The sequence below is a fragment of the Nocardia sp. NPDC058176 genome (assembly GCF_042883805.1).
Lineage (GTDB): Bacteria > Actinomycetota > Actinomycetes > Mycobacteriales > Mycobacteriaceae > Nocardia.
The window spans coordinates 2363594-2385230 of the sequence record NZ_JBHVVA010000001.1; the positions used below are offsets into that span (position 1 = coordinate 2363594).

18 protein-coding genes are annotated in these 21637 nt (G+C 68.3%); 4 read left to right on the forward strand and 14 right to left on the reverse strand.

Annotation, left to right across the window (positions count from 1 at the left end; translation table 11 throughout):
- Positions 1-125: 125 nt before the first annotated feature.
- Positions 126-1886, reverse strand: coding sequence for a proteasome ATPase (arc, locus tag ACFVVM_RS11035; protein ID WP_387616075.1), 1761 nt, complete (start codon positions 1884-1886; stop codon positions 126-128).
- A 203-nt stretch (positions 1887-2089) separates the two neighbouring features.
- Here arc and ACFVVM_RS11040 point away from each other — a divergent pair, with 203 nt between their 5' ends.
- Complete coding sequence (locus tag ACFVVM_RS11040) at positions 2090-2626, forward strand: hypothetical protein (RefSeq protein WP_387616078.1); 537 nt, start codon at positions 2090-2092, stop codon at positions 2624-2626.
- A 56-nt stretch (positions 2627-2682) separates the two neighbouring features.
- Here ACFVVM_RS11040 and ACFVVM_RS11045 read toward each other — a convergent pair whose 3' ends face one another.
- Together ACFVVM_RS11045 and ACFVVM_RS11050 are read right to left on the reverse strand one after the other, a co-directional pair.
- The gene (locus ACFVVM_RS11045; RefSeq protein ID WP_387616081.1) at positions 2683-3516 is read right to left on the reverse strand and encodes a tRNA (adenine-N1)-methyltransferase; all 834 of its coding nucleotides are present in this window, start codon (positions 3514-3516) and stop codon (positions 2683-2685) included.
- 81 nt (positions 3517-3597) lie between these two features.
- Entirely contained in the window at positions 3598-4752 is a 1155-nt protein-coding gene (locus ACFVVM_RS11050; protein ID WP_387616084.1) for a hypothetical protein, read from the reverse strand.
- Between the two features lie 79 nt (positions 4753-4831).
- Between ACFVVM_RS11050 and ACFVVM_RS11055 the strand changes: the two genes are divergently transcribed.
- A complete protein-coding gene (locus tag ACFVVM_RS11055) occupies positions 4832-5737 on the forward strand; it encodes a RecB family exonuclease (RefSeq protein WP_387616087.1) in 906 nt (301 codons plus the stop codon).
- A gap of 55 nt (positions 5738-5792) precedes the next feature.
- On the opposite strand, the gene ACFVVM_RS11060 is transcribed toward ACFVVM_RS11055, so the two are convergent.
- The 10 genes from ACFVVM_RS11060 to metH all read right to left on the reverse strand — a co-directional run bounded on the left by ACFVVM_RS11060 (position 5793) and on the right by metH (position 18710).
- Entirely contained in the window at positions 5793-6953 is a 1161-nt protein-coding gene (locus ACFVVM_RS11060) for a YeiH family protein (RefSeq protein ID WP_387616090.1), read from the reverse strand.
- A complete protein-coding gene (locus ACFVVM_RS11065; RefSeq protein ID WP_387616093.1) occupies positions 6938-7072 on the reverse strand; it encodes a hypothetical protein in 135 nt (44 codons plus the stop codon). Before ACFVVM_RS11065 ends, ACFVVM_RS11060 begins: the two co-directional genes overlap by 16 nt.
- Before the next feature lie 277 nt (positions 7073-7349).
- On the reverse strand, positions 7350-8201 hold the full coding sequence (gene hisG, locus ACFVVM_RS11070; protein WP_387616096.1) for an ATP phosphoribosyltransferase: 852 nt from the start codon (positions 8199-8201) through the stop codon (positions 7350-7352).
- Positions 8202-8257: 56 nt separating this feature from the next.
- Complete coding sequence (locus ACFVVM_RS11075) at positions 8258-8521, reverse strand: phosphoribosyl-ATP diphosphatase (RefSeq protein ID WP_110041330.1); 264 nt, start codon at positions 8519-8521, stop codon at positions 8258-8260.
- Positions 8522-8600: 79 nt separating this feature from the next.
- Positions 8601-10421 (reverse strand): choline/carnitine O-acyltransferase, encoded by a 1821-nt coding sequence (locus tag ACFVVM_RS11080; RefSeq protein WP_387616099.1) that lies wholly within the window; start codon positions 10419-10421, stop codon positions 8601-8603.
- 10 nt (positions 10422-10431) lie between these two features.
- Positions 10432-11247: a class I SAM-dependent methyltransferase gene (locus ACFVVM_RS11085; RefSeq protein ID WP_387616102.1), complete on the reverse strand. Its 816-nt coding sequence runs from the start codon at positions 11245-11247 to the stop codon at positions 10432-10434.
- A 12-nt stretch (positions 11248-11259) separates the two neighbouring features.
- Positions 11260-12123 carry an arpA protein gene (locus tag ACFVVM_RS11090; protein ID WP_387616104.1) on the reverse strand — a complete coding sequence of 288 codons (864 nt, stop codon included), beginning with the start codon at positions 12121-12123 and terminating at the stop codon, positions 11260-11262.
- Between the two features lie 180 nt (positions 12124-12303).
- On the reverse strand, positions 12304-12942 hold the full coding sequence (locus ACFVVM_RS11095) for an HAD family hydrolase (protein WP_387616830.1): 639 nt from the start codon (positions 12940-12942) through the stop codon (positions 12304-12306).
- A 108-nt stretch (positions 12943-13050) separates the two neighbouring features.
- Positions 13051-14895 carry a serine/threonine-protein kinase gene (locus ACFVVM_RS11100; protein ID WP_387616107.1) on the reverse strand — a complete coding sequence of 615 codons (1845 nt, stop codon included), beginning with the start codon at positions 14893-14895 and terminating at the stop codon, positions 13051-13053.
- A 218-nt stretch (positions 14896-15113) separates the two neighbouring features.
- Positions 15114-18710 carry a methionine synthase gene (gene metH, locus ACFVVM_RS11105; protein ID WP_387616110.1) on the reverse strand — a complete coding sequence of 1199 codons (3597 nt, stop codon included), beginning with the start codon at positions 18708-18710 and terminating at the stop codon, positions 15114-15116.
- Between the two features lie 139 nt (positions 18711-18849).
- On the opposite strand from metH, the gene ACFVVM_RS11110 reads away from it, so the two are divergent.
- Positions 18850-19734: a PAC2 family protein gene (locus tag ACFVVM_RS11110; RefSeq protein ID WP_387616113.1), complete on the forward strand. Its 885-nt coding sequence runs from the start codon at positions 18850-18852 to the stop codon at positions 19732-19734.
- Positions 19735-19837: 103 nt separating this feature from the next.
- Here the strand turns inward: ACFVVM_RS11110 and ACFVVM_RS11115 are convergent, their stop codons facing one another.
- On the reverse strand, positions 19838-20143 hold the full coding sequence (locus ACFVVM_RS11115) for a hypothetical protein (RefSeq protein WP_387616116.1): 306 nt from the start codon (positions 20141-20143) through the stop codon (positions 19838-19840).
- Between the two features lie 331 nt (positions 20144-20474).
- Here ACFVVM_RS11115 and ACFVVM_RS11120 point away from each other — a divergent pair, with 331 nt between their 5' ends.
- Entirely contained in the window at positions 20475-21614 is a 1140-nt protein-coding gene (locus tag ACFVVM_RS11120) for an XRE family transcriptional regulator (protein ID WP_387616119.1), read from the forward strand.
- The last annotated feature ends 23 nt before the right edge of the window (positions 21615-21637 follow it).

Below are 21637 nucleotides of genomic sequence, written 5' to 3' on the forward strand. Positions count from 1 at the left end.
CCACCAACTTCTAAACAACCAAAACCACCTCCGCCCGCGCCCTTTTTTTACTAAAAAAAAACCAACCCCCCCCCGCCGGGGGGGGGGCCCGCGTCCCCCGGCCACCCGCCCCCGACCGGTGCTGTCTACAGGTACTGACCGGTGTTGGACTCGGTGTCGATCGCCCGGCTGGCCGAGGCGTTCTTGCCCGTGACGAGAGTACGGATGTAGACGATCCGCTCGCCCTTCTTGCCCGAGATCCGGGCCCAGTCGTCCGGATTCGTGGTGTTGGGCAGGTCCTCGTTCTCGGCGAATTCGTCGACGATCGAGTCGAACAGGTGCTGGATGCGCAGACCCGGGTTACCGGTGTCGAGCACCGACTTGATCGCGTACTTCTTCGCGCGGTCGACGATGTTCTGGATCATCGCGCCGGAGTTGAAGTCCTTGAAGTACAGGACCTCCTTGTCACCGTTGGCGTAGGTGACCTCCAGGAACCGGTTGTCGTCGCTCTCGGCGTACATCCGCTCGACGACCTTCTCGATCATCGCCTCCACGCACGCCTGCTTGTCGCCGTCGAACTCGCGCAGATCGCTCTCGTGCAGCGGCAGCGTCTCGGTGAGGTACTTCGAGAAGATGTCCTGTGCCGATTCCGCGTCCGGGCGCTCGATCTTGATCTTCACGTCGAGACGACCGGGCCGCAGGATCGCGGGGTCGATCATGTCCTCGCGGTTGGACGCACCGATCACGATGACGTTCTCGAGGCCCTCCACGCCGTCGATCTCCGAAAGCAGCTGCGGCACAACGGTGGTCTCCACGTCGGAGGAGACACCCGAACCGCGGGTGCGGAAGATCGAGTCCATCTCGTCGAAGAACACGATCACCGGGGTGCCCTCGGAGGCCTTCTCCCGCGCCCGCTGGAAGATGATCCGAATGTGGCGCTCGGTCTCACCGACGAACTTGTTGAGCAGCTCGGGACCCTTGATGTTGAGGAAGAAGGACTTGGCCTCCTTGGCATCCTGGCCACGCGATTCGGCGATCTTCTTCGCCAGTGAGTTGGCGACCGCCTTGGCGATCAGGGTCTTACCGCAGCCGGGCGGACCGTAGAGCAGCACACCCTTGGGCGGGCGCAGCGCGTACTCACGGAACAGATCCTTGTGCAGGAAGGGCAGTTCCACCGCGTCGCGGATCTGTTCGATCTGGCGACCGAGGCCACCGATGTCGGTGTAGTCGACGTCGGGAACCTCTTCCAGCACAAGGTCTTCGACCTCGGCCTTGGGGATGCGCTCGAAGGCGAAGCCGGCCTTGGTGTCGACCAGCAGCGAATCACCGGGGCGCAGTTTGCGAATCGGGGCATCGGGATCGTCGAGGTCGTCGAACTCGGCGAGCTTGGACAGCGGACCCGAGAGCCAGACCACGCGCTCCTCGTCGGCGTGGCCGACCACCAGCGCGCGGCGGTTGTCGTCGAGAATCTCACGCAGCGTGCCGATTTCGCCGATGGCGTCGAACTTGCCCGCCTCCACGACCGTGAGCGCCTCGTTGAGGCGAACGGTCTGGCCGTATTCGAGGGTGGTGGCGTCGATGTTGGGCGAGCAGGTGAGGCGCATCTTGCGACCGGAGGTGAACACGTCGACCGTCTGGTCATCGTAGGTGTTGATCACGATGCCGTAGCCGCTGGGCGGCTGGCCGAGGCGATCGACTTCTTCCCGCAGGGCGATCAGTTGCTGGCGCGCTTCCTTGAGCGTGTCCATCAACTTGCCGTTGCGAATGGTCAGCGAATCGATCCTGGCTTCCAATTCGCGTGCGCGATCCGGCGAGTCGGCGAGTTGTCTGCGAAGAGCAGCCGCTTCGGCGCGTACCGCCTCGAGCTCTCGCCAGGCCGCCGAATCGGAATTCTCGTTGGGGCTCATGATGCTGCTCCTCCCAGTCCCGGTCTTTCAACGCTACCGGGCGCGGTCCGTTCTCGCTTTCCGACATGGTTTCGTCGTGATCACATCTTGTACGGGTTCACACGGTAATGGGCCCGTCCGTGCACATGTTAGGCTCCCCTAACACCCCACTTCCGGGGTCGTCGGCGAGCGTGCTCGCCATCGAGCCGAAAGGTTGCTGAGCAATGCTCCTTCCTCCCCGTACCATCCGTGTCACCATCGCTACCGCTGCTGCGGCACTCGCCGTCACCGTCGGGCTGACCGGTTGCGGCGACTCCGACGATTCCTCGACGAACGCCACCAGCAGCAGTACCAGTATCGCCGCCGCTCCGTCCAGCGATTCGACGACACCGGCCGCTCCGTCCGGTGACAACGCCGACGCCCCCACCGTCGATTCCCTGACCGCGCTGCTGAGCAAGGTGTCCGATCCCGCGGTCTCCACCGACGACAAGACCAAGCTGATCGTCAACGGCGAGGCCCGCCGCGCCAACATCGAGCAGATGAACGGCCAGCTGGCCAACTACGGCACCCTCACCTACGCCGTCGCCAACGTCGCGACCAGCGGTGACACCACCACCGCCGATGTCACCATCACCTCGCCGCACGGCACCGCGCCCGCCTTCCCCGTCACCTTCGAGAAGGTCGACGGCGAGTGGCTGATCTCCGACAGCTCCGGCTGCCTGCTGCTGGGCTTCGCGCAGGCCCCCTGCGTGCCCGCCTGATCGCTCGTGTGCGCCCCGGGGCCGGTGAACACGCCCCGGGGCAGCCCGAACCCGTTTCAGCCCTTGGAGGGGCGACGCTGCGGCTTGGGGGTGACGGTGCCCTCGGCGAGCCGGCGAGCGCTCACCAGGAAGGCCGTGTGACCCTGCATCCGGTGCTCGGGGCGCACGGCGAGGCCGACCACGTGCCAGCCGCGGACCATCGACTCCCAGGAGCGCGGTTCGGTCCAGCACTCCTGCTCACGCAGCGCCTCGACGACCTTCGACAGCTGCGTGACCGTCGCCACATAGACGATCAGGACGCCACCGGGGACCAGTGCCTTGGACACCGCGGGCAGCGCGTCCCAGGGCGCGAGCATGTCGAGCACCACGCGATCGACCGGTGCGCCCTCGTACTGCGCGACATCGGCGACGGTCAGTGACCAGTTAGCCGGACGTTCGCCGAAGAAGGTCTCGACGTTGCGGATGGCGTGCTCGGCGTGGTCGTCGCGGATCTCATACGAGATCACCTCGCCCTCCGGGCCGACCGCGCGCAGCAGCGAGCAGGTGAGCGCGCCGGAGCCCGCGCCGGCCTCCAACACGCGCGCGCCGGGGAACACATCGCCCTCGTGCACGATCTGCGCGGCGTCCTTGGGGTAGATCACGGCCGCCCCGCGCGGCATCGACAGCACGTAGTCGACGAGCAGCGGGCGCAGCGCCAGGTACGGGGTGCCGTTGGTGGATTTCACGACGGTGCCCTCGTCGGTGCCGATGAGGTCGTCGTGCTTGATGCCACCCCGGTGGGTATGGAATTCCTTACCCTCTTCGAGCACCACCGTGTAGAGGCGCCCCTTGGCATCGGTCAGCTGCACCCGGTCCCCGATGGCGAATGGACCGGTCCGTCTGGCCGTCATGGATCTCCGTTCTTCTTCGAATGAGGCCCTCAGCCTGCCAGGTCGGCGCGATCACCCACCGCACGGGGTGACCGGCCGCGCTCACGTCGCCGCGGCGAGCACCCGGTGCTGTTCCCTGGCTCCGGCGTGCGCCTCGTCCTGGGTTTTCGCCCAGACCTCGCCGACGTGTCGGCCGCTGCTCACCAGGCACACCCAGGAATTGGCGTACTCCTCGCCGTCGGTCAGGCAGGCGGCGCCGGGCACGTCGGCCGGAGCGGGGGTGGCGGTCTTGTCCCACGCGGCGGCGATGGCGGCGGTGAGGGCCGTCGCCAGTTCGCGCGCCGAGTCGGCGCCGGCCGTGCGGTAGACCGTGCTGCCCTTGACCGCCATCGCGCTCAGGCCCACCTCGGCATACAGCGTCACCGCCGCCTGCTGATCCTCGGCGAACAGCACGGCGGCGTGCCTGCGGTAGGCGCCGCGGCCGCTGCCCTGCTCGCCCACCGACAGCTCGAAGATGCCGTCCGGGTCGTAGGGCAGCGCGGAGAGCTCGGTCTCGGGGGTCGGGGTGAACGAATCCAGCAGCGGCTCCTGCTGTTCCAGCGCCCGCACCACGATCGCGTCGAGGTCGGGCAGGGTGCGGCCGCCCACCATGGTGAACACGACGTAGTCACCGTGCGGCGTGAACGCCATCACCTCGAATCGGTCCCGGTCCCGGTCGTCGAGCTGGACGTAGCGCGTCTCGGGTGCCGACGGCAGGCTCGCGGCCGTCCGGTCCGCGGTCTGCAGCATGCCGCGTTCGGTGGTCGCGGCGAGCGCGAAGTCGTCGGCCGCGGTGGTCGCGGTGTCGGCGTCCGGGAATCTCATCACCCCGTGGGTGAGCCATTCGCGGTCGTCGAGCTCGGCACTGCCGTTGGAGCGCTGGCTGACGAAACCGGCCAGCAGGCCGTGCTCGTCGGCGACGTCGGCGATCCCTTTGTGATGCCCGGCGACGACGAGCAACCGCGCCGAGGTCAGCACGTCGGAACTGCTGTGGCGGACGAAACTCGGGTCGATGTCGGTGGGCAGCGCCAGGACCTCGGCGATCCGCATGCCCTCGGCCAGTTCACCCGTCAGCCGCGCCTGCTCGGGGCTGGTCGTGGTGGTCGCGGCCGCCGAGGTGGTGGTGGCGGGCACCCGCACCGTCTTGCCCGGTTCCTCACAGGCGCCGAGAACGATCATCGCGGCCACGGCCGCCCCCACCCGAATCACTCGATACATGCGCCTGATCTTGGCAGAGCGCGCCGTCGCGACCGAATCCGTCCGAGTGGTGTCGGTGGCGGCGGTTACCCTGCGGAGTATGTCAGTGCCCGTGCCCGTGTCCCTCGCCGACGAGACCGTCGACCGTCCGGTCACTCGGTCGCGTCCGGCGCTGTCGCCTTCGCGGGCAAGCGATTTCAAGCAGTGTCCGTTGAAGTACCGGTTGCGCGCGATCGACCGGATCCCGGAACCGCCGACGCGGGCGGCGGTGCGCGGCACGGTGGTGCACACGGTCCTGGAGGACCTGTTCGGTCTGCCCGCCGACGAGCGGCAGCCCGATCGCGCCGCCGAGTTGGTGCCCGACGCGTGGGATCGGGTGCGTGGTGAGCGCGACGGGCTCGACGAACTGGTCGCCGAGGGCGGACCGGAGGCGCTGTTCGACGAGGTGCGCCGCCTGGTCGCGAGCTACTACGAGCTGGAGGACCCGCGCCGTTTCGAACCGCACGCGCTGGAGGAACGGGTGGAGGCGGAGCTCGACGGTGACATTCCGCTGCGTGGTTTCGTCGACCGCATCGATGTCGCCCCCAACGGCATGCTGCGCGTGGTCGACTACAAGACCGGCCGCTCCCCCGGCCCCATGCACGAGGCCCGCGCGCTGTTCCAGCTCAAGTTCTACGCGCTGATGATCCTGCGGACCCGCGACATCGTGCCCGCCCAGCTGCGCCTGATCTACCTGGCCGACAAGATCCTGCTCACCTACACCCCCGACCGCGAGGAACTGGACCGCTTCGAGCGCATCCTCACCGCGCTGTGGCGGGCCATCCTCGAGGCCGGGCGCACCGGCGACTTCCCGCCCAATCGCGGGTCGATGTGCCGGTACTGCGATTTCCAGCACCTGTGCCCGGAGTTCGGCGGCACGCCCCCGCCGTATCCCGGCTGGCCGCAGCAGGATTCGGCACCGGTGCCGATGGGGATTCCGGAGGTTCCCGCCGCCGAGGACGTCTGAACGAGCTCGCCCGCCGGTCGAGGTGCCGACCGGCGGGCGAGCTCAGCGATACGACTCAGACACCGAAGTTGCGGAACAACAGCACCGAAAGGCCGAGGCCGACCGCGAGATTCACCACCACGGCCGAACCGAAGACCGCGATCGGACGCCAGCCCGCGTCGCGCAGACCGCGCAACGAGAACTCCAGGCCGATGGAGACGAAGGCCAGGATCAGGAACCAGGTGCGCAGATCGTTGATGATCGCGATGTGCGCGGAACCGGTCGCCTTGTCCACCGACTGCAGGTAGAGGGTGCCGATGATCGAGGCGGCGATGAAGCCGAGCACGAACTTCGGGAACCTGGTCCAGAATTCGCCGATGCTGGGGCGTGCCGCGCCGGGGGTGCGATCCACCCGGAAGGCGAACCAGGCGGTCAGCGCGATGGCGACGACACCGATCAGCGCGTTCTGGGTGGTCTTGACGATCGTGGCGATCTGCAAGGCCTCCTCGCCGGCGATCGCGCCCGCGGCGGCGACGGCGGCCGTGGTGTCGATGTTGCCGCCGATCCAGGCACCGGTCACCGCGTCGGAGAGCCCGAGCAGGCCGGCCAGCCACGGCAGCAGGAAGATCGAGGGCAGCGCGAAGATGATCACCAGCGAGGCCGCGTAGGCGATCTGCTCACGCTTGGCCTGCACCGCACCGGCCGCCGCGATGGCCGCGCTCACGCCGCAGATCGAGACCGCCGAGGACAGCAGCGCCCGCAGCTTGTCGTCGAGGCCGAGTTTGCCGCCGAACCACCAGGTGAAGCCGAACACGATGGTGATCAGGGCCAGCGCCTGCAGAATGGCGGGTCCGGCCGCGGTCACCAGGATCTTCAGGTTGATCGACGCGCCGAGCAGCACCACGCCGGTCTTGATGAAGAACTCGGTCCGGAACCCGGCCGAAAGCCGTTCCCGCAGACCCAGTCTGCTCAGCACCACATTGCCGATGAGCCCGATCGCGATCGCGTACACCGGGTATTCGATCGACTTGGCCACCCGCTGCAGCGGCGTGTCCACCGCCCACTGCGGCACCTGGGTCTCGAAGAACCGGGTCAGCCCACCGAGCAGCAGCACCAGCAGGATGCCCGCCACGATATCGGTGATGGTGGGACGCGGATTCGCCTGCAGCGCAGCCGTTTCCGTTGTCGTCTTGGTCGTCTTGGTGGTCTCCGACTCCGACATCACGGGACCAGCCATCCGGGAATGGCCCCGACCAGCACGAGGCCGATCAGGACGATACCGACAACGGTGGCCAGCCAGTCCTCGTTCCAGGTGAATGCGCTACCGGGCCGTGGCTCGGGTGGTGTCTGCGACACGGTGACTCCTTGTGTTCCTCATCGAGAAACGCAAGGTAGCAACGGTATTCCAGGAGCACACGGATTGTATTCAGCCTGAGCGGATCTCCGCGGCCGGACTCACTCCAGGCGGCGGTCTTCTTCCTCCTGCAGGCGGCGGCGTTCTTCTTCGCGCTCGACCTGTTCCTTTTCGACCTTTTCTTCGCGTTCGTTCTTGTTCGACATTTCCGCCCCAATCACCGATTGTTCGGACCTATCCGAGGTCAAGCCTACTCGGACAGGTCCGAACCGGATCGGGTCAGAAGGCGCGGCAGGAGCGGATGTCGGTGGCGAGGATGGCCTTGGCGCCCAGGTCGGCGAGGCGGTCCATCAGGTCGTTGCCCTGCTTGCGCGGGACCAGGGCGCGGACCGCTACCCAGTCGGGGTCGGTCAGCGGGGAGACCGTGGGCGATTCCAGGCCGGGGGTGATGGCGGCGGCCTGGTCGAGCAGCGACTTGGGGCAGTCGTAGTCGAGCATCAGGTACTGCTGGGCGAACACCACGCCCTGGACGCGGGCGATGAGCTGATTGCGGGTGCGGTCGTCGCGGTCGGAACCGGTGCGCTCGATCAGCACGCCCTCGGAGTCGCACAGCGAGTCGCCGAAGGCCACCAGGTTGTGCTGGCGCAGGGTGCGCCCGGAGCCGACGACATCGGCGATGGCATCGGCGACACCGAGCTGGATCGAGATCTCCACGGCGCCGTCGAGGCGGATCACCTCGGCCTCGATGCCGAAACGGGCGAGGTCGGCGCGAACCAGGTTCGGGTAGGAGGTCGCGATCCGCTTGCCCGCCAGGTCCTCGACCTTCCACTCCGCGCCCGCCGGGGCGGCGTAGCGGAACGACGAGCGACCGAAGCCGAGGGACAGGCGCTCGCTGACCGGCGAGCCGGAGTCCAGGGCCAGATCGCGGCCGGTGATGCCGAGGTCGAGCTCACCGGAGCCGACGTAGATGGCGATGTCCTTGGGCCGGAGGAAGAAGAACTCGACCTGGTTGATCGGATCCAGGACGGTCAGCTCACGGGAATCGGTGCGTTTGCGGTAGCCGGCCTCGCTCAGGATGGAGACGGCGGATTCCGACAGCGAGCCCTTGTTGGGAACTGCGACGCGCAACATGGGATGGGGGTCCTTTCGGGGGGAAGTGGAGACGTGTCGACGGGACGGATCAGCCGTCACAGATGTCGGTACACGTCCTCGAGCTTCAGCCCGCGACCCACCATCATCACCTGGACCCAGTACAGCAACTGGGAGATCTCCTCGGCGAGGGCTTCGTCGCTCTCGTGCTCGGCGGCCAGCCAGATCTCCCCGGCCTCCTCGAGCACCTTCTTACCCTGGAAATGAACCCCGGCGTCCAACGCGGCCACGGTGCCCGACCCCTCGGGACGGGTCTGGGCACGCTCGGTCAGCTCGGCGAACAGGGATTCGAAGTTCTTCACGGTGGTCGATTCTTTCACACCGTGTACACCGGTTTTCCCGCGCACCGTGACCACGGGGGCAACGGTGCGCGGGGACCGGTCAGGACTCGCTCGCGAGCAGTTCTCGCAGGTCGGCGACCGCGGTGCGCAGGTGGTCGGCGAAGGCGTACATCTCGTCGGACACCGACTTGGGGGTGGCCAGGTAGATGTTCCAGCGGTCCGGCAGCAGCACGTAGGCGATGCCGATGCACTTCGGGCTGGTGGAGCCGAAGCCGAAGTAGCGGATGTACTGCGAGGGCGCCGAGCTGGTGCTCAGGTAGTCGTCGCGCAGGATCGTCCAGCCGGGGCTGTCGAACAGCGCGATCCGCTCGTCGGCGACGCCGAGTTCCGCGCCGCGACGGCGCTGGATCCACTGCAGCTCCCACAGGTGCTGCTCGGGTGCCTGCCCGGCCTGGCACTCCTTGGCCCGGCCCACGTGCGCGGCGGCGGCGGTGCGGGCGGCGGCGAGCGTGGTCTCGCGATCGACCGACTCGTCGACCGCCGCGTCGACGAAGGCCACCATCTCCGGGGTCACCACGCGCATGGCCTCGGTGCGGCCGTTGCGGAACTGCCGGGTCGCGATGGATTCGTAGGTGGCCCCGGTCAGGCCCTTGCTGCGCCGGTGGGCGAGCTGGTAGCTGAGCTGGGCGAAGGCATCGGGTGAGATGCCGAGCTTCTTGGCGGCGCCGGTGCCGAAATCGTCGAACGAGACCAGCGAGGTGGCGGTGTCGGCGGCGAAGCGGGCGAAGTCGGCGCCCGCGGCGGCGATGTCGGCGCGGGCCGCAGAATCGAGGACGAACTCGATCGGCTCCACCGACGGCAGACCCTGCGGGCGGGCGCCACTGGTCTCGGCGTGGTCCTGGGCGGTCCGCTCGAGCAGCGCGTCGACGAAGGAGAGCACGGTGGTGCCGTCGAGTCCGCAGTGCTCGATGTTGATCCCGGCCTGGCCGTCGGCGAAGACGATGAACGACACCGACTTGTCGAAGTAGCGGTTGGCGCTGTCACCGTGCAGCAGCTGATCGCAGGCGTGCAGCTCGTCGCGCGGCGCGAAGTCCTCGAGGCACACCGAGAACAGCGCCGTCTCGATCTCGTCGAAGGCGGCGACATTGGCGGGTTCGGTACGCAGGGTGGCGCGGCTGCGCGCCCACTCCGCGCGCGCCTTGGTGGTCAGATGACCCACCGAGGTGTCGGTGGCGGCGGGTTTGGTGCCGCCCTTGATCACCGCGCGCAACCCGTCGACGACATCGTCGAAGGCGTACGGCGCGCCGTCGGGACCGACCACGTCCATCCGGAAGATGTTGCCGCGGTAGAAGACCGCGATGTGGCGGGCGTCCGAGGGTCCGGGCCATTCCTCGCTGTACGGCTTGCGGACGGTGTCCTGCACCTCGCCCGGAATCCTGGTCTCGGAGAACAGGTACTTGTTCTGCCACATCGACAGCTGCTGCCCACGCTGGGTGACCGGCGGGATCGTCTCGGTGTCCAGCGCCAGCTTGTAGTCCACGGCGGCACCGATGATCGCCGCGGCCCGCTCGGCCTGCCCGGCCACGGTCGAGGCGGCCAGGGGGGTGTCGTCGCGGAACAGGAACACGAAGTTGGCGTTGAGCGCGATCCGGTCACGACGACCGAGGTAGCGCGAGGGCCAGAACTCGTCGAGCCAGCTGCCGACGCCGGGGGTGGCGTCGTAGTCGGCCAGCGCCGCGTGCAGGGTGCGCCCGGCCCCGCCGGGGCGCAGCAGCTCGGCTACCGCGCCCTCGGTGGTGGCGTAGTCCTCGGCGCCGAGCAACGGCTGACACCACCGCAGGAACCGCGCGCAACTGTCCTCCAGTGTCGGCAGCGGCACCCGGGGCAGAGTGTCTTCGGCGGCGAACGTGGGTTGGTTCAAATCCAAGTCCTCAGGTTTCGATGGGATGCGGGCGGGACAGGAACAGGTTGGCGTAGAGCCAGCCCTCGGCTTCGTGATCGGTGGTGTCGATTCCCTTGGCCGCCAACGCATCCAGCACCTGATCACGTTCCTGGTCGGAGGCGAAGCGACGCTGCTGGAACATACCGGGCCGCTGCTCGCTGCGATAGCCCAGCGCGGCGAGTTCGGCGGCGATCGGGCCGAAATCGAACATGCGCAACACGAAGTGCGCCATCCACGGTCGTTTGCGCGGATCGGCCTGCGCGACCCTGGACAGGGTTTTCTCGGTGATGTAGCCGACGCACCCGGTGGAGATGACCAGATCGGCCGAGGCGAGCACACGGCGCTGCGCCTCGGTCGGCTCGGTGGCCTCGAGGTCGGCGTGCACGTAGTCGTGCAGGAATCCGGCGGCGTGGGCGTAGGTCAGCGCCGGGCGTGCGGCGTCCATCCCGACGAAGCGTACGTCGGGGATGAGGTCGGCGCGCAACCGCTCCCGGTCCGCCGCGATCAGCCCCACCCGGTCGGTCTCGGCGTGGTCGCGATAGTGCCCCGCCAGCTCCTCGACGGTCGTGTCCGTCCGCAGCAGCGCCGCGTTCACCCCGTAGGAGCATCCGAGATCGAGGACGGTCGGAATCCGGTCCGGTCGCGCCGCCCGCAACTGCCGCAACTGCTCCTGGAACAGCGGCTTGGCCAGTTCCGGGATCCGATAGTCCAGTTCGTTCATCCGGGCGAAGTACGCGCGCGGATCAGGGCTTTCGTAGATGTCGTCGAAGGATGCTTTACCGGTGGTGTGCAACGGAACGGACATGGGCGGTTCCTCTCAGTCGAGCAGTCGGTCACCTCGGACGGCGTCGGCCGCGGCGGCCACGTGGTCGGGCAGAACACGGCCGAACAGCTGCCTGGTGCGCTCGACAGTGCCGATCACCCCTGGCCGGTCCGTGTAGGCGAAGATCGCCGAATGTCGTTGGCCCGCACCGGCCACCTCGGTGACGCGGTGCAGTGAGAAGCGGCCCTTGAACAGCTGCAGGTCACCGGGACGCAGTTCCAGCGCGCGGATCAGGCGCCCGCCGTTCCCGGTGAGTACGGCGCGCACGTCGTCGAGATTCTCGGCGTGCGGGTCGCGGATGTTGGGGCAGTACTCGAAGACGCCACCGGCGTCCGGCCGCCGGGTGAGCATGCTGACGGTGAATCCGTTGGTGTCGAAGTGCCAGGGGTGCGACATGCCCGGCTCGACCACGTTCAGGCACAGTCCGGCCAGCGGGTCGGCGAACTCGTGCAGCTCGTCGAGTTCGAAGCAGTCGGCGACGAAGCGCTGGAACACCGGGTCGGTGTAGAGGCGCTGGATCAGCGCGTCGGCGGGGATGCGGTCGCGGGCGACGAAGGCGTTGCCGCGGTCGAGCACGATCCTGGCCGGATGATCATCGGGGAGGTCGGTGTCGAGCGGGATGTTGTAGGCGTTGACCCGTTCGGATTTGTAGTGCGCGTGCGGGGCGATCCGCTCACCCTCGACGCGGAGCGTGTCGAGCAGCTCCGGCCGGATGAACTCCCGCAGCACCGTACAGCCGTCCTCGGCCAGTTCGGCGCGCGCGGCCGCGACCGCGGCGCGCCATCCCGGACCACCGAGATCGGTGAGCGGATACCGTGCGATATCGACGATTTCGTCAAGCCCCCGCGTGCCTGTCATGGATTCATTTTGCGGGAACTTTCGATGACACGCCCGGGGTTTCGGTAAATCGCTCGTATCCCGAACAGATCACAAGACTGCGAAATCAACTGTGCGGCAACAGTTTTCGTGAATACCACCGCGGTTTCGGAATTATCACGGTAGGCTATTTCGCCCTATCGCGCTGCGGCGCCGAATTGTTCAGACGCGCGCGTCGATGGCGGCGCGCAGATCCGCGACCGACAAACCGACCAGCGACTCCCGGAACACCCGGCCCGGGGCCTCGGGAACCGCGATCTCGCACGGGATCACGATCAGGCCGCAGCCCGCGCCCTGCGCCGCGAGCGCGCCGGTCGGCGAGTCCTCGATCGCCACGCAGTGGCTGGGATCGATGCCGAGCAGTTCGGCGGCCCGGCGATAGATGTGGGGTTCGGGCTTGCCGTGCGGCACCTCGTCACCGCAGACCGAGGTGTCGAAGAAGTCCCGGCCGAGGGTGTCGAGCCCGTATTCGGTGAGCGAACGCTTGGTGTTGGTCACCAGCGCGCAGCGCAGTCCCGCCTCGCGCACCATGGCGAGGGCGTCCTTGGCGCCCGGTCGCCACGGGATCGGTCCGAGCATCAGCTCGGTGACCCGGCGCTCGAGGAACTCCCCCGCCTCGACCAGGATCCCCGGCGTGGTCTCGACACCGATGCCGGCGAAGAGCATCCGCAGCGCGTTGGGCCCGGAGGCGCCGATCAGGGCGTGGCGGACCTCGTCGGTGAGTTCACTGCCGTGCTCGCGGGCGAGTTCGCGCACCGCGATGTCCCACAGCTTCTCCGAATCGAGCAGCGTGCCGTCCATGTCCCACAGCACCGCGGCCGGTCGCGCGCTCACCTGTCACTCACCTCTGGTCTGGTCACCGAACGAGCCCGGCGGTCGCCGGGCCTGGTCAAGGGTAGCGGGTGCGCCTCAGACGCCGGACCCGGCGATCCGCAGGCTGCCCGCGTCGCCGGTGACCTCGATCCAGCGGTTCTCCGAGGTCACGGTGCCATTGGCGAGGTGGTAGGTCAGCATGACCACCGCCCGGTTCTGCCCGGTCGGGGTGATCGAGCCGACACTCACCGACCGCACGGTCGACCAGAACGAGGAGTACTGGCCGTAGCCGCCGGTCTGCGCCTGGTAGCCGGGTGCCAGCTGCCCCCACGCCCCGCCGATGTTGCCCGGCAGCATGCCGTAGTACCCGGCGATGAACTGGTTGATCCGGTCCGGCGACGGTGGGCCGGCGGGGGTCGTGGTGGTGCTGGTGGCCGAGGGTGTCGAGGTGGGTTTGCCGGAGGTGCTGGTCGGCGTCGGCGGGGTGCTCGACGGGGCGGCCGAGGTCGGGGTCGAGCCGTCGGGCGCGGGTGGGACGGGCGCGGAGACGGTGATGGTCTCCTGCTCGGGCACGATCACGACGGTGCTCACCTTGCCGTCGACCATCGTCGTCACGGTGACCGCGGGTGGCGGTGTCTGCGCCTGCTGACCGGGGTCGGAGCCGCGTTCCCTGGTGACGACCAGGACGATCAGCATCACCGTGAACGCGGCGACGGCCGCGGCGAGCAGCAGGACCGCGCGGCTGTTGTTCGCCGAGTCGGTGCGCGCGGGCGGGGTGGGGAAAGCGGGCGGGCGGCCCGATCCGGTGGGCGCGGCCTCGCGGACGCGATCGGGTCCGGCGGCGGCCGCGGTCGCGCGCACGCCTTCGTCCGAGGCAGGCGACGACGCGGCCTCGCCCGAGGGTCCGGCCCCTGCGCCGGCCCCGCCGGAACGTGTCGACGACCCCCCGGTGATCGCCGAGCGGGCCGCCTTGGCGAAGGCGAGTCCACTGCCGAGCAGCGCGGCCGCACCCGACTTCGCGCCATCGGTCCCGTTGCCCTGTCCCGACGGCCGCGGCAGCAGCGTGGTGGCCGACTCGGTCACCGGCAGAACCTTGGTCAGCGAGGCGGGCAGCGACGGAACCCGTCCCGCCGCAACATCTTCCAGCGCCAGCCGAGCCTGGGCCATGGTCGGGCGATGCTCGACGTCGGCGGTCAGCAGCCACATCAGCACCGGTCCGAGCGAACCGGCGTTCTTCGGCTCCGGCACCGTCCCGCGCGCCACGGCGTGCAGCACGGCCAGGGGGTTGTCGCCCTCGCCGAACGGCGGGGCACCCTCGACGGCGGCGTAGAGCGTCGAGCCGAGGGCGAAGACATCGGCGGCGGACTTGGGGCTGTCGCCGCGGGCGATCTCGGGCGCCAGGTAGGCGGGGGTGCCGGCCAGGAATCCGGTTGCCGTCACGGTGACGTCACCGGTGGCGTGCGAGATCCCGAAATCGGTGATCTTGACGGTGCCGTCGTCCCCGACGAGCAGGTTGGCCGGTTTCACGTCCCGGTGCATGATCCCGGCATCGTGGGCGGCCGACAGCGCCGCGGCGGCCTGGGCGCCGATCCCGGCCACCTCGATCGGCGGCAGGGTCTGGCCACCGGCCAGCCTGGCGGCCAGGCTCGGCGCGTTCATGTATTCCATGACCAGCCAGGGCTGGCCGTCTTCCTCGGCCACGTCGAACACGGTGATGGCGTTGGGATGATGCAGGCGCGCAGCGATCCGGCCCTCCCGCATGGCGCGCAGCTTCGCTTCCAGCGCCTGCGAGCCGGTGAGGCCGGGTGCGAGCAGCACCTGTTTCACCGCGACGGTGCGGCGCAACCGCACGTCGGTGGCTCGCCACACCACTCCCATCGCGCCCGTGCCGATCGGGTCGGTGAGTCGATAGCGTCCCGCGATCAACCGATCCGATGTCATAACTTGTGCCCCTCCTGCTTACCGCCGAGTCGTCCAGCCCTCCGCGCCACAGCGGGATGAAACTTCGAAAATCCTACGTGCTGAACTGCTTTGCCCCCGTTGCCGGGGCGGTCCGGGCGATGGACACGCCGTCACATCGTGACCAGACTCACAAGCCGCACAACGACGATCGGATCGGTCCCACCGGACCGATCCGATCTGCCGTCCTGCGCAGTGTCTCAGGCGTTGAAGTATTTCGCCTCCGGATGCAGCAGCACGAACGCATCCGTCGACTGTTCCGGGTGCAACTGCAGTTCCTCCGACAGCCGCACCCCGACCCGCTCCGCGTCGAGCAGATCGACCAGTTTGGCCCGATCCTCGAGGTCAGGGCAGGCACCATAACCGAAGGAGTACCGCGCGCCGCGATAGCCGAGCTTGAAGTACTCCTGGATATCGGCCGGATCGTCGGCGGCGACCGATTGCCCGTCGAGGGTGAGTTCCTCGCGGATCCGGCGGTGCCAGTACTCGGCCAGCGACTCGGTCAGCTGCACGCCGATGCCGTGTACCTCGAGGTAGTCGCGGTAGTTGTCGGCGGCGAACAACGCGTTGGCGAAGTCGGCGATCGGCTGACCCATGGTGACCAGCTGGAACGGCAGCACATCGACCTGCCCGGTCTCGCGGGCCCGCTCGCGTGAGCGGATGAAGTCCGCGATGCACAGGAACCGGTCGCGCTGCTGGCGTGGGAAGGTGAACCGGTACCGCTCGGGCGCATCGGGTTCGGGCTCGGTGAGCACGATGACCTCGTCACCCTCCGACACCGCGGGGAAGTACCCGTAGACCACCGCCGCGTGCTGCAGCACGCCCTCGGTGGCGAGCCGGTCGAGCCAGGCCCGCAACCGCGGACGGCCCTCGGTCTCCACCAGCTCCTCGTAGGAGGGCCCGTCTCCGGCACGCTGACCGCGCAGCCCCCACTGCCCGAGGAAAAGGGCACGCTCGTCGAGCAGACCCGAATACTCCTGCAGCGGCAGGCCCTTGATCACCCGAGTGCCCCAGAACGGCGGGCTCGGCACCGGCAGATCGGCGGCCACATCGGAACGCTCTGGCACCACCACCGGCGCCTCGGCGGCCTTGCGCTCGGCGGCGATGCGCTTGGACCGCTCGTGACGGGCCTTGCGCTCGGCGGCCTTCTCCTTGGCCGCGATCGCCTCGGGACTGTCGGGATCGAGGCCACCGCCGCGCTTGACGGTCATGATCTCGTCCATCAGGCGCAGGCCCTCGAACGCGTCGCGGGCGTAGTGCACATCGCCCTCGTAGACGGCGGTGAGGTCGTTCTCCACATAGGAGCGGGTCAGCGCGGCACCACCGAGCAGCACCGGGAACTGCTCGGCCACACCCTTGGCGTTGAGTTCCTCGAGGTTCTCCTTCATCACCACCGTCGACTTCACCAGCAGCCCGGACATGCCGATCACGTCGGCCTTCTTGTCCTTGGCGGCATCGAGGATGGTGGCGATCGGCTGCTTGATCCCGAGGTTGACCACCTCGTAGCCGTTGTTGGACAAGATGATGTCGACCAGGTTCTTGCCGATGTCGTGCACATCGCCCTTGACCGTGGCCAGCACGATCCGGCCCTTGCCCGCGTCGTCGGTGGCCTCCATGTGCGGTTCCAGATGCGCGACAGCGGTTTTCATCACCTCGGCCGACTGCAGCACGAACGGCAGCTGCATCTGACCCGAACCGAACAGCTCACCGACGGTCTTCATCCCCGACAGCAACGTCTCGTTGATGATCTGCAGCGGCGGCACCGTCTGCATCGCCTCGTCCAGATCCTCACCGAGGCCGTTGCGCTCACCGTCGACGATGCGCCGCTCGAGCCGCTCGAACAGCGGCAGCGCGGCCATCTCCTCGGCGCGCGAGGCCTTCGACGACGCCGTCGAGACACCCTCGAACAGCGCCATCAGCTTCTGCAGCGGGTCGTAGTCCTCGGAGCGGCGGTCATAGATCAGGTCCAGGGCGGTCTGGCGGTGCTCCTCGGGGATCCGGCTCATCGGCAGGATCTTCGAGGCGTGCACGATCGCCGAATCCAGCCCGGCTTCCACGCACTCGTGCATGAACACCGAGTTCAGCACCTGCCGGGCCGCCGGGTTCAGGCCGAAGGAGATGTTGGACAGGCCCAGGGTGGTCTGCACCCGCGGGTGGCGGCGCTTGAGTTCACGGATGGCGTTGATCGTCTCCTCGCCGTCTTTGCGCGACTCCTCCTGCCCGGTGCCGAGGGTGAAGGTCAAGGTGTCGACGATGATGTCGGACTCGAGCAGACCCCAGTTGGTGGTGATGTCTTCGATCAACCGTTCGGCGATGGCGACCTTGGCCTCGGCGGTACGGGCCTGGCCCTCCTCGTCGATGGTCAACGCCACCACCGCGGCGCCGTGTTCGGACACCAGTCGCATGATCTGCTGGAACCGCGAATCCGGCCCGGCGCCGTCCTCGTAGTTCACCGAGTTCACCGCGCACCGCCCACCCAGATGCTCCAGACCGGCTTCCAGCACCGGCGGCTCGGTGGAGTCGAGCATGATCGGCAGTGTCGAGGAGGTGGCCAGGCGCGAGGCCAGCTCGTTCATGTCCACGCTGCCGTCGCGGCCGACGTAGTCCACGCACAGGTCGAGCATGTGCGCGCCGTCGCGGGTCTGGTCCTTGGCGATCTCGAGGCAGCGCTGCCAGTCCTCGGCGAGCATGGCATCACGGAAAGCCTTGGAGCCGTTGGCGTTCGTGCGCTCACCGATCATCATGATCGAGGCGTCCTGCTCGAACGGGACCGCGGTGTACATGCTCGACACGGCGGGCTCGTGCTCGGGCGCGCGACGCTGCTCGATCGCGGGCAGGCGGGTCTCCACCTCGCGCACCGCCTCGGCGACCTGACGGATGTGCTCGGGCGTGGTGCCGCAGCAGCCGCCGACCAGCGCCAGGCCGAACTCCGAGACGAACCCGCTCAGCGCGACCGCGAGCTCCTCGGGGGTGAGCGGGTATTCCGCGCCGTTCGCGCCGAGCACCGGCAGACCGGCGTTCGGCATCACCGACACCGGGATCTGGGAGTGCCGCGACAGATGCCGCAGGTGCTCGCTCATCTCGTCGGGACCGGTCGCGCAGTTCAGCCCGATCATGTCGATACCGAGCGGTTCCAGCGCGGTCAGCGCCGCGGCGATCTCACTACCGACCAGCATCGTCCCGGTGGTCTCCACGGTCACGTGGGTGATGATCGGGATGCGGCGGCCCGCGGCGATCATGGCCCGGCGACTACCCGTGATCGCCGCCTTGACCTGCAGCAGGTCCTGGCAGGTCTCCACCAGGATGGCATCGGCGCCACCGTCGAGCATGCCCAGCGCCGCCTCGGTGTAGGCATCGCGCAGTTGCGCGAACGGCGCGTGGCCCAGCGTCGGCAGCTTGGTGCCAGGGCCCATCGAGCCCAGGACGTAGCGGGGGGTGCCGTCGGGCGAGGGGCCCATCTCGTCGGCGACATCGCGGGCGATGCGGGTGCCGCGCTCGGACAGATCACGGATCCGGTCGGCGATGTCGTAGTCGGCGAGGTTGGGTAGGTTGCAGCCGAAGGTGTTGGTCTCCACCGCGTCCGCGCCTGCCGCGAAGTAGGCGCGGTGGATCTCGGCCAGCACGTCGGGACGGGTGTCGTTGAGGATTTCGTTGCATCCCTCGAGGCCACGGAAATCGTCCAAGGTCAGATCCGCGGCCTGCAACATCGTGCCCATCGCACCGTCGCCGATGACGACACGCCGTCGAAGCGTGTCGAGGAGCGTGGTATCGAACCCGGTGGGCAAGGACGCAGACATGCATTCCAGACTAGAGGGCGCCACCGACGCGGCAGACCACTGTGGGTGAATCCAGTGGCCCCGGCCACAGCGCGCGACGCGTTCGGCCAACCGCGCCGGTCACCGCAAAACAATTCGCGCGAGACACTAGGCTGACCTGGTGGATGCCAGTGACACCCCCGAGACGGAACTGCCGACGTTGCGTCATCCCGTGCTGGTTGCGGCCTTCGAGGGCTGGAACGACGCCGGTGACGCGGCCAGCGGCGCGGTCGAACACCTCGAGTTGATCTGGGATGCCGAACCGCTGGCCGAGCTCGATTCCGAGGAGTACTACGACTACCAGGTGAACCGTCCGACGGTGCGCCAGGTCGACGGGGTGACCAGGGAGATCCAGTGGCCGTCGACCATGCTGTCGGTGTGCTCGCCCCCCGGCAGCGACCGCGACGTGGTACTGCTGCGCGGGATCGAACCGAACATGAAATGGCGCAGCTTCTGCGACGACCTGCTCGAGTTCATCGAGCAGCTGGGCGTGGAGACCGTGGTGATCCTCGGCGCGCTGCTGGCCGACACCCCGCACACCCGCCCGGTGCCGGTGACCGGTTCGGCCTACAGCCCCGAGGCGGCCGAGCGATTCAATCTGGAACAGACCCGCTACGAGGGCCCGACCGGGATCACCGGTGTACTGCAGGACCAGTGCGTCAAGGCCGGTGTTCCCGCGGTGTCGTTCTGGGCCGCGGTCCCGCACTACGTGTCGCAGCCGCCGAATCCGAAGGCCACGATCGCGCTGCTGCACCGGGTCGAGGACGTGCTCGACATCGAGGTGCCGCTGGGTGAGCTGCCCAAGCAGGCCGAGGAGTGGGAGGCCGCGGTCAACGAGATGACCGAGGGCGACGAGGAGATCAGCGAGTACGTGCGCTCGCTCGAGGAGCGCGGGGACGCGGCGCTCGACCTGAACGAGACGATGTCGAAGATCGACGGTGACGCCATCGCCGCGGAGTTCGAGAAGTACCTGCGCAGGCGAGGTCCCGGCAGCTTCGGTCTGTGAACCGATTCCGCCGGGACCGCTCGGATGTAGTTGTCGTAGGTGGACGGGCGCGGGGCAGGCCGCTACCGAGATGGCGGTTCGGCATCGGTGCCGGTGGCCACGGTCAACGCTCCAGGGTGAGCACCTGGGCGGCCGCCTCGTGCGCCAGCTTCGCGATCAGCAGGTCACGCGGAATCGTCTGGCCGGCAAGGTGATCCAAGGACGGCACCACCACGTGGTGCGCGTCGGCCCGCTTCAATTCCTGAGTGAGTTCGACGAATGCCGCACCGTCACCCGCGGTCGATTCATGGAACGTCGCTGCGAAACACATCCCCGCGGTGCGCGCGAGGCTGCGTAGCGCATCCTCCAATTGGTCGCCCTGGCCTTCGGCCAGATCGTCCCGCAAGTATCCATAGATCAACGCTTCCACCCGAACCTCCGTTGGATAGGGATCGCTGTTCTGTTGTCGGATCCCCCCGCGCGACGGCGGGCGCCGCGCGGGGGTACTGCGTTGCCCCGCAAGCTCTCCTGCGGAGCGGGTGTTCGGCCGGGCCGAAGCACCTGCTTACAGCATGCGCATTTTCGGCCTCCGGCAGCAGATGTCAAACCGATGACATCTACGTGCCCTATCCGAGACGCCGAACGTTAACTGGTGGGATACTACCGCCGTGACCGCAACTGATGATCGACCCGTCTGGGCTGTCCGGATGCGCTCGGAACGTGACGCGAGGGGGTGGTCCCAAGCCGATGCAGTTCGCGCCATGCGGGCCAAGTCCTCCCACAACCTGCCGACGGACAGTACCTTGCTACGCAACTGGCGCCGTTGGGAATCCGGGGAATCGCGCCCCGACGAGTTCTACGCGCCGATCATCGCGGCGGCGTTCGACACCGTCACCGCCGCGTTCTTCCCCAAGGCCCGACCCAACCGCGATGACGAGCTGTTATCCGCCACGGGCATGGACACCCTCGAATTCATCGGCAGGCTACGGATGTCCGATGTCAACAGCGCGACCCTGGACGCGGTGCGGATCACCGCCGAACGACTGTGCTGCGAATACGCCTATGCCGATCCGCACGAGCTGCACGCCGAGGGGACGGCGTGGCTGCGCCGGATCACCTCGCTGCTCGACGGCAGACTCACCCTGAGCCAGCATCGGGAGATCCTCGTCCTGGCCGGCTGGGTCGCGTTGCTGGTGGGTTGCGTCGACTACGACCTCGGCCGTCGCGCCGGTGCGGAGGCCACCCGCCGGGCCGCCGATTCGCTCGGCCGGGAGGCGGGCAATGTCGAGATCGTCGGCTGGGCCGCGGAGATGTCGGCGTGGTTCGCGTTGACCCAGGGCAACTTCCGTGGCGCGATCGACGTCTCGGAGAAGGCGATGCCGGGCACCACGTCGATGGGCGTCGGGGTGCAGCTGGCCGCGCAACGTGCCAAGGGCTGGGCTCGGCTGGGCGACCGCCGCGCGGTGCAGACCGCCCTCGACGACGGCAGGTCGATCCTGGCCCGGATGGGCCATCCGGCCAATCTGGACAACCATTTCGTCGTCGACGCAACGAAATTCGACTTCTACGCCATGGACTGCTGCCGGGTGGCGGGCCAGGACCGGCTCGCCGAACGCTACGCCCAGCAGGTGATCCGCGACTCGACCAGACCCGACGGTTCGGTCCGCAATCCCATGCGCGTCTCGGAGGCGCGGCTGACCCTGGCCGTGGTGGCCGTGCGCGATCGCGATCTCGAGCGCGCGGTCGAGGAGGGCGTCGCGGCGTTCACCGCGGGCAGGCGTTCACTGCCTTCGCTGGCCTGGATCGCGGGCGAGGCGGCCAGGGAGATCATCGAACGCTACCCAGGAGACCCGCGCACCCAGTCGTTCCTCGACCAGCTGCGCTCACTCAACGTCGGGTGAGCGCGGCGGCGGTGCCACGCCGA

What these genes read in the sequence shown, in the direction of transcription:
- arc (WP_387616075.1), bottom strand. Translation starts at nt 1,886, where the DNA reads ATGAGCCCCAACGAGAATTCCGATTCGGCGGCCTGGCGAGAGCTCGAG.
- ACFVVM_RS11040 (WP_387616078.1), top strand. Translation starts at nt 2,090, where the DNA reads ATGCTCCTTCCTCCCCGTACCATCCGTGTCACCATCGCTACCGCTGCT.
- ACFVVM_RS11045 (WP_387616081.1), bottom strand. Translation starts at nt 3,516, where the DNA reads ATGACGGCCAGACGGACCGGTCCATTCGCCATCGGGGACCGGGTGCAG.
- ACFVVM_RS11050 (WP_387616084.1), bottom strand. Translation starts at nt 4,752, where the DNA reads ATGTATCGAGTGATTCGGGTGGGGGCGGCCGTGGCCGCGATGATCGTT.
- ACFVVM_RS11055 (WP_387616087.1), top strand. Translation starts at nt 4,832, where the DNA reads ATGTCAGTGCCCGTGCCCGTGTCCCTCGCCGACGAGACCGTCGACCGT.
- ACFVVM_RS11060 (WP_387616090.1), bottom strand. Translation starts at nt 6,953, where the DNA reads ATGGCTGGTCCCGTGATGTCGGAGTCGGAGACCACCAAGACGACCAAG.
- hisG (WP_387616096.1), bottom strand. Translation starts at nt 8,201, where the DNA reads ATGTTGCGCGTCGCAGTTCCCAACAAGGGCTCGCTGTCGGAATCCGCC.
- ACFVVM_RS11085 (WP_387616102.1), bottom strand. Translation starts at nt 11,247, where the DNA reads ATGTCCGTTCCGTTGCACACCACCGGTAAAGCATCCTTCGACGACATC.
- ACFVVM_RS11090 (WP_387616104.1), bottom strand. Translation starts at nt 12,123, where the DNA reads ATGACAGGCACGCGGGGGCTTGACGAAATCGTCGATATCGCACGGTAT.
- ACFVVM_RS11095 (WP_387616830.1), bottom strand. Translation starts at nt 12,942, where the DNA reads ATGGACGGCACGCTGCTCGATTCGGAGAAGCTGTGGGACATCGCGGTG.
- ACFVVM_RS11100 (WP_387616107.1), bottom strand. Translation starts at nt 14,895, where the DNA reads ATGACATCGGATCGGTTGATCGCGGGACGCTATCGACTCACCGACCCG.
- metH (WP_387616110.1), bottom strand. Translation starts at nt 18,710, where the DNA reads ATGTCTGCGTCCTTGCCCACCGGGTTCGATACCACGCTCCTCGACACG.
- ACFVVM_RS11120 (WP_387616119.1), top strand. Translation starts at nt 20,475, where the DNA reads ATGCGGGCCAAGTCCTCCCACAACCTGCCGACGGACAGTACCTTGCTA.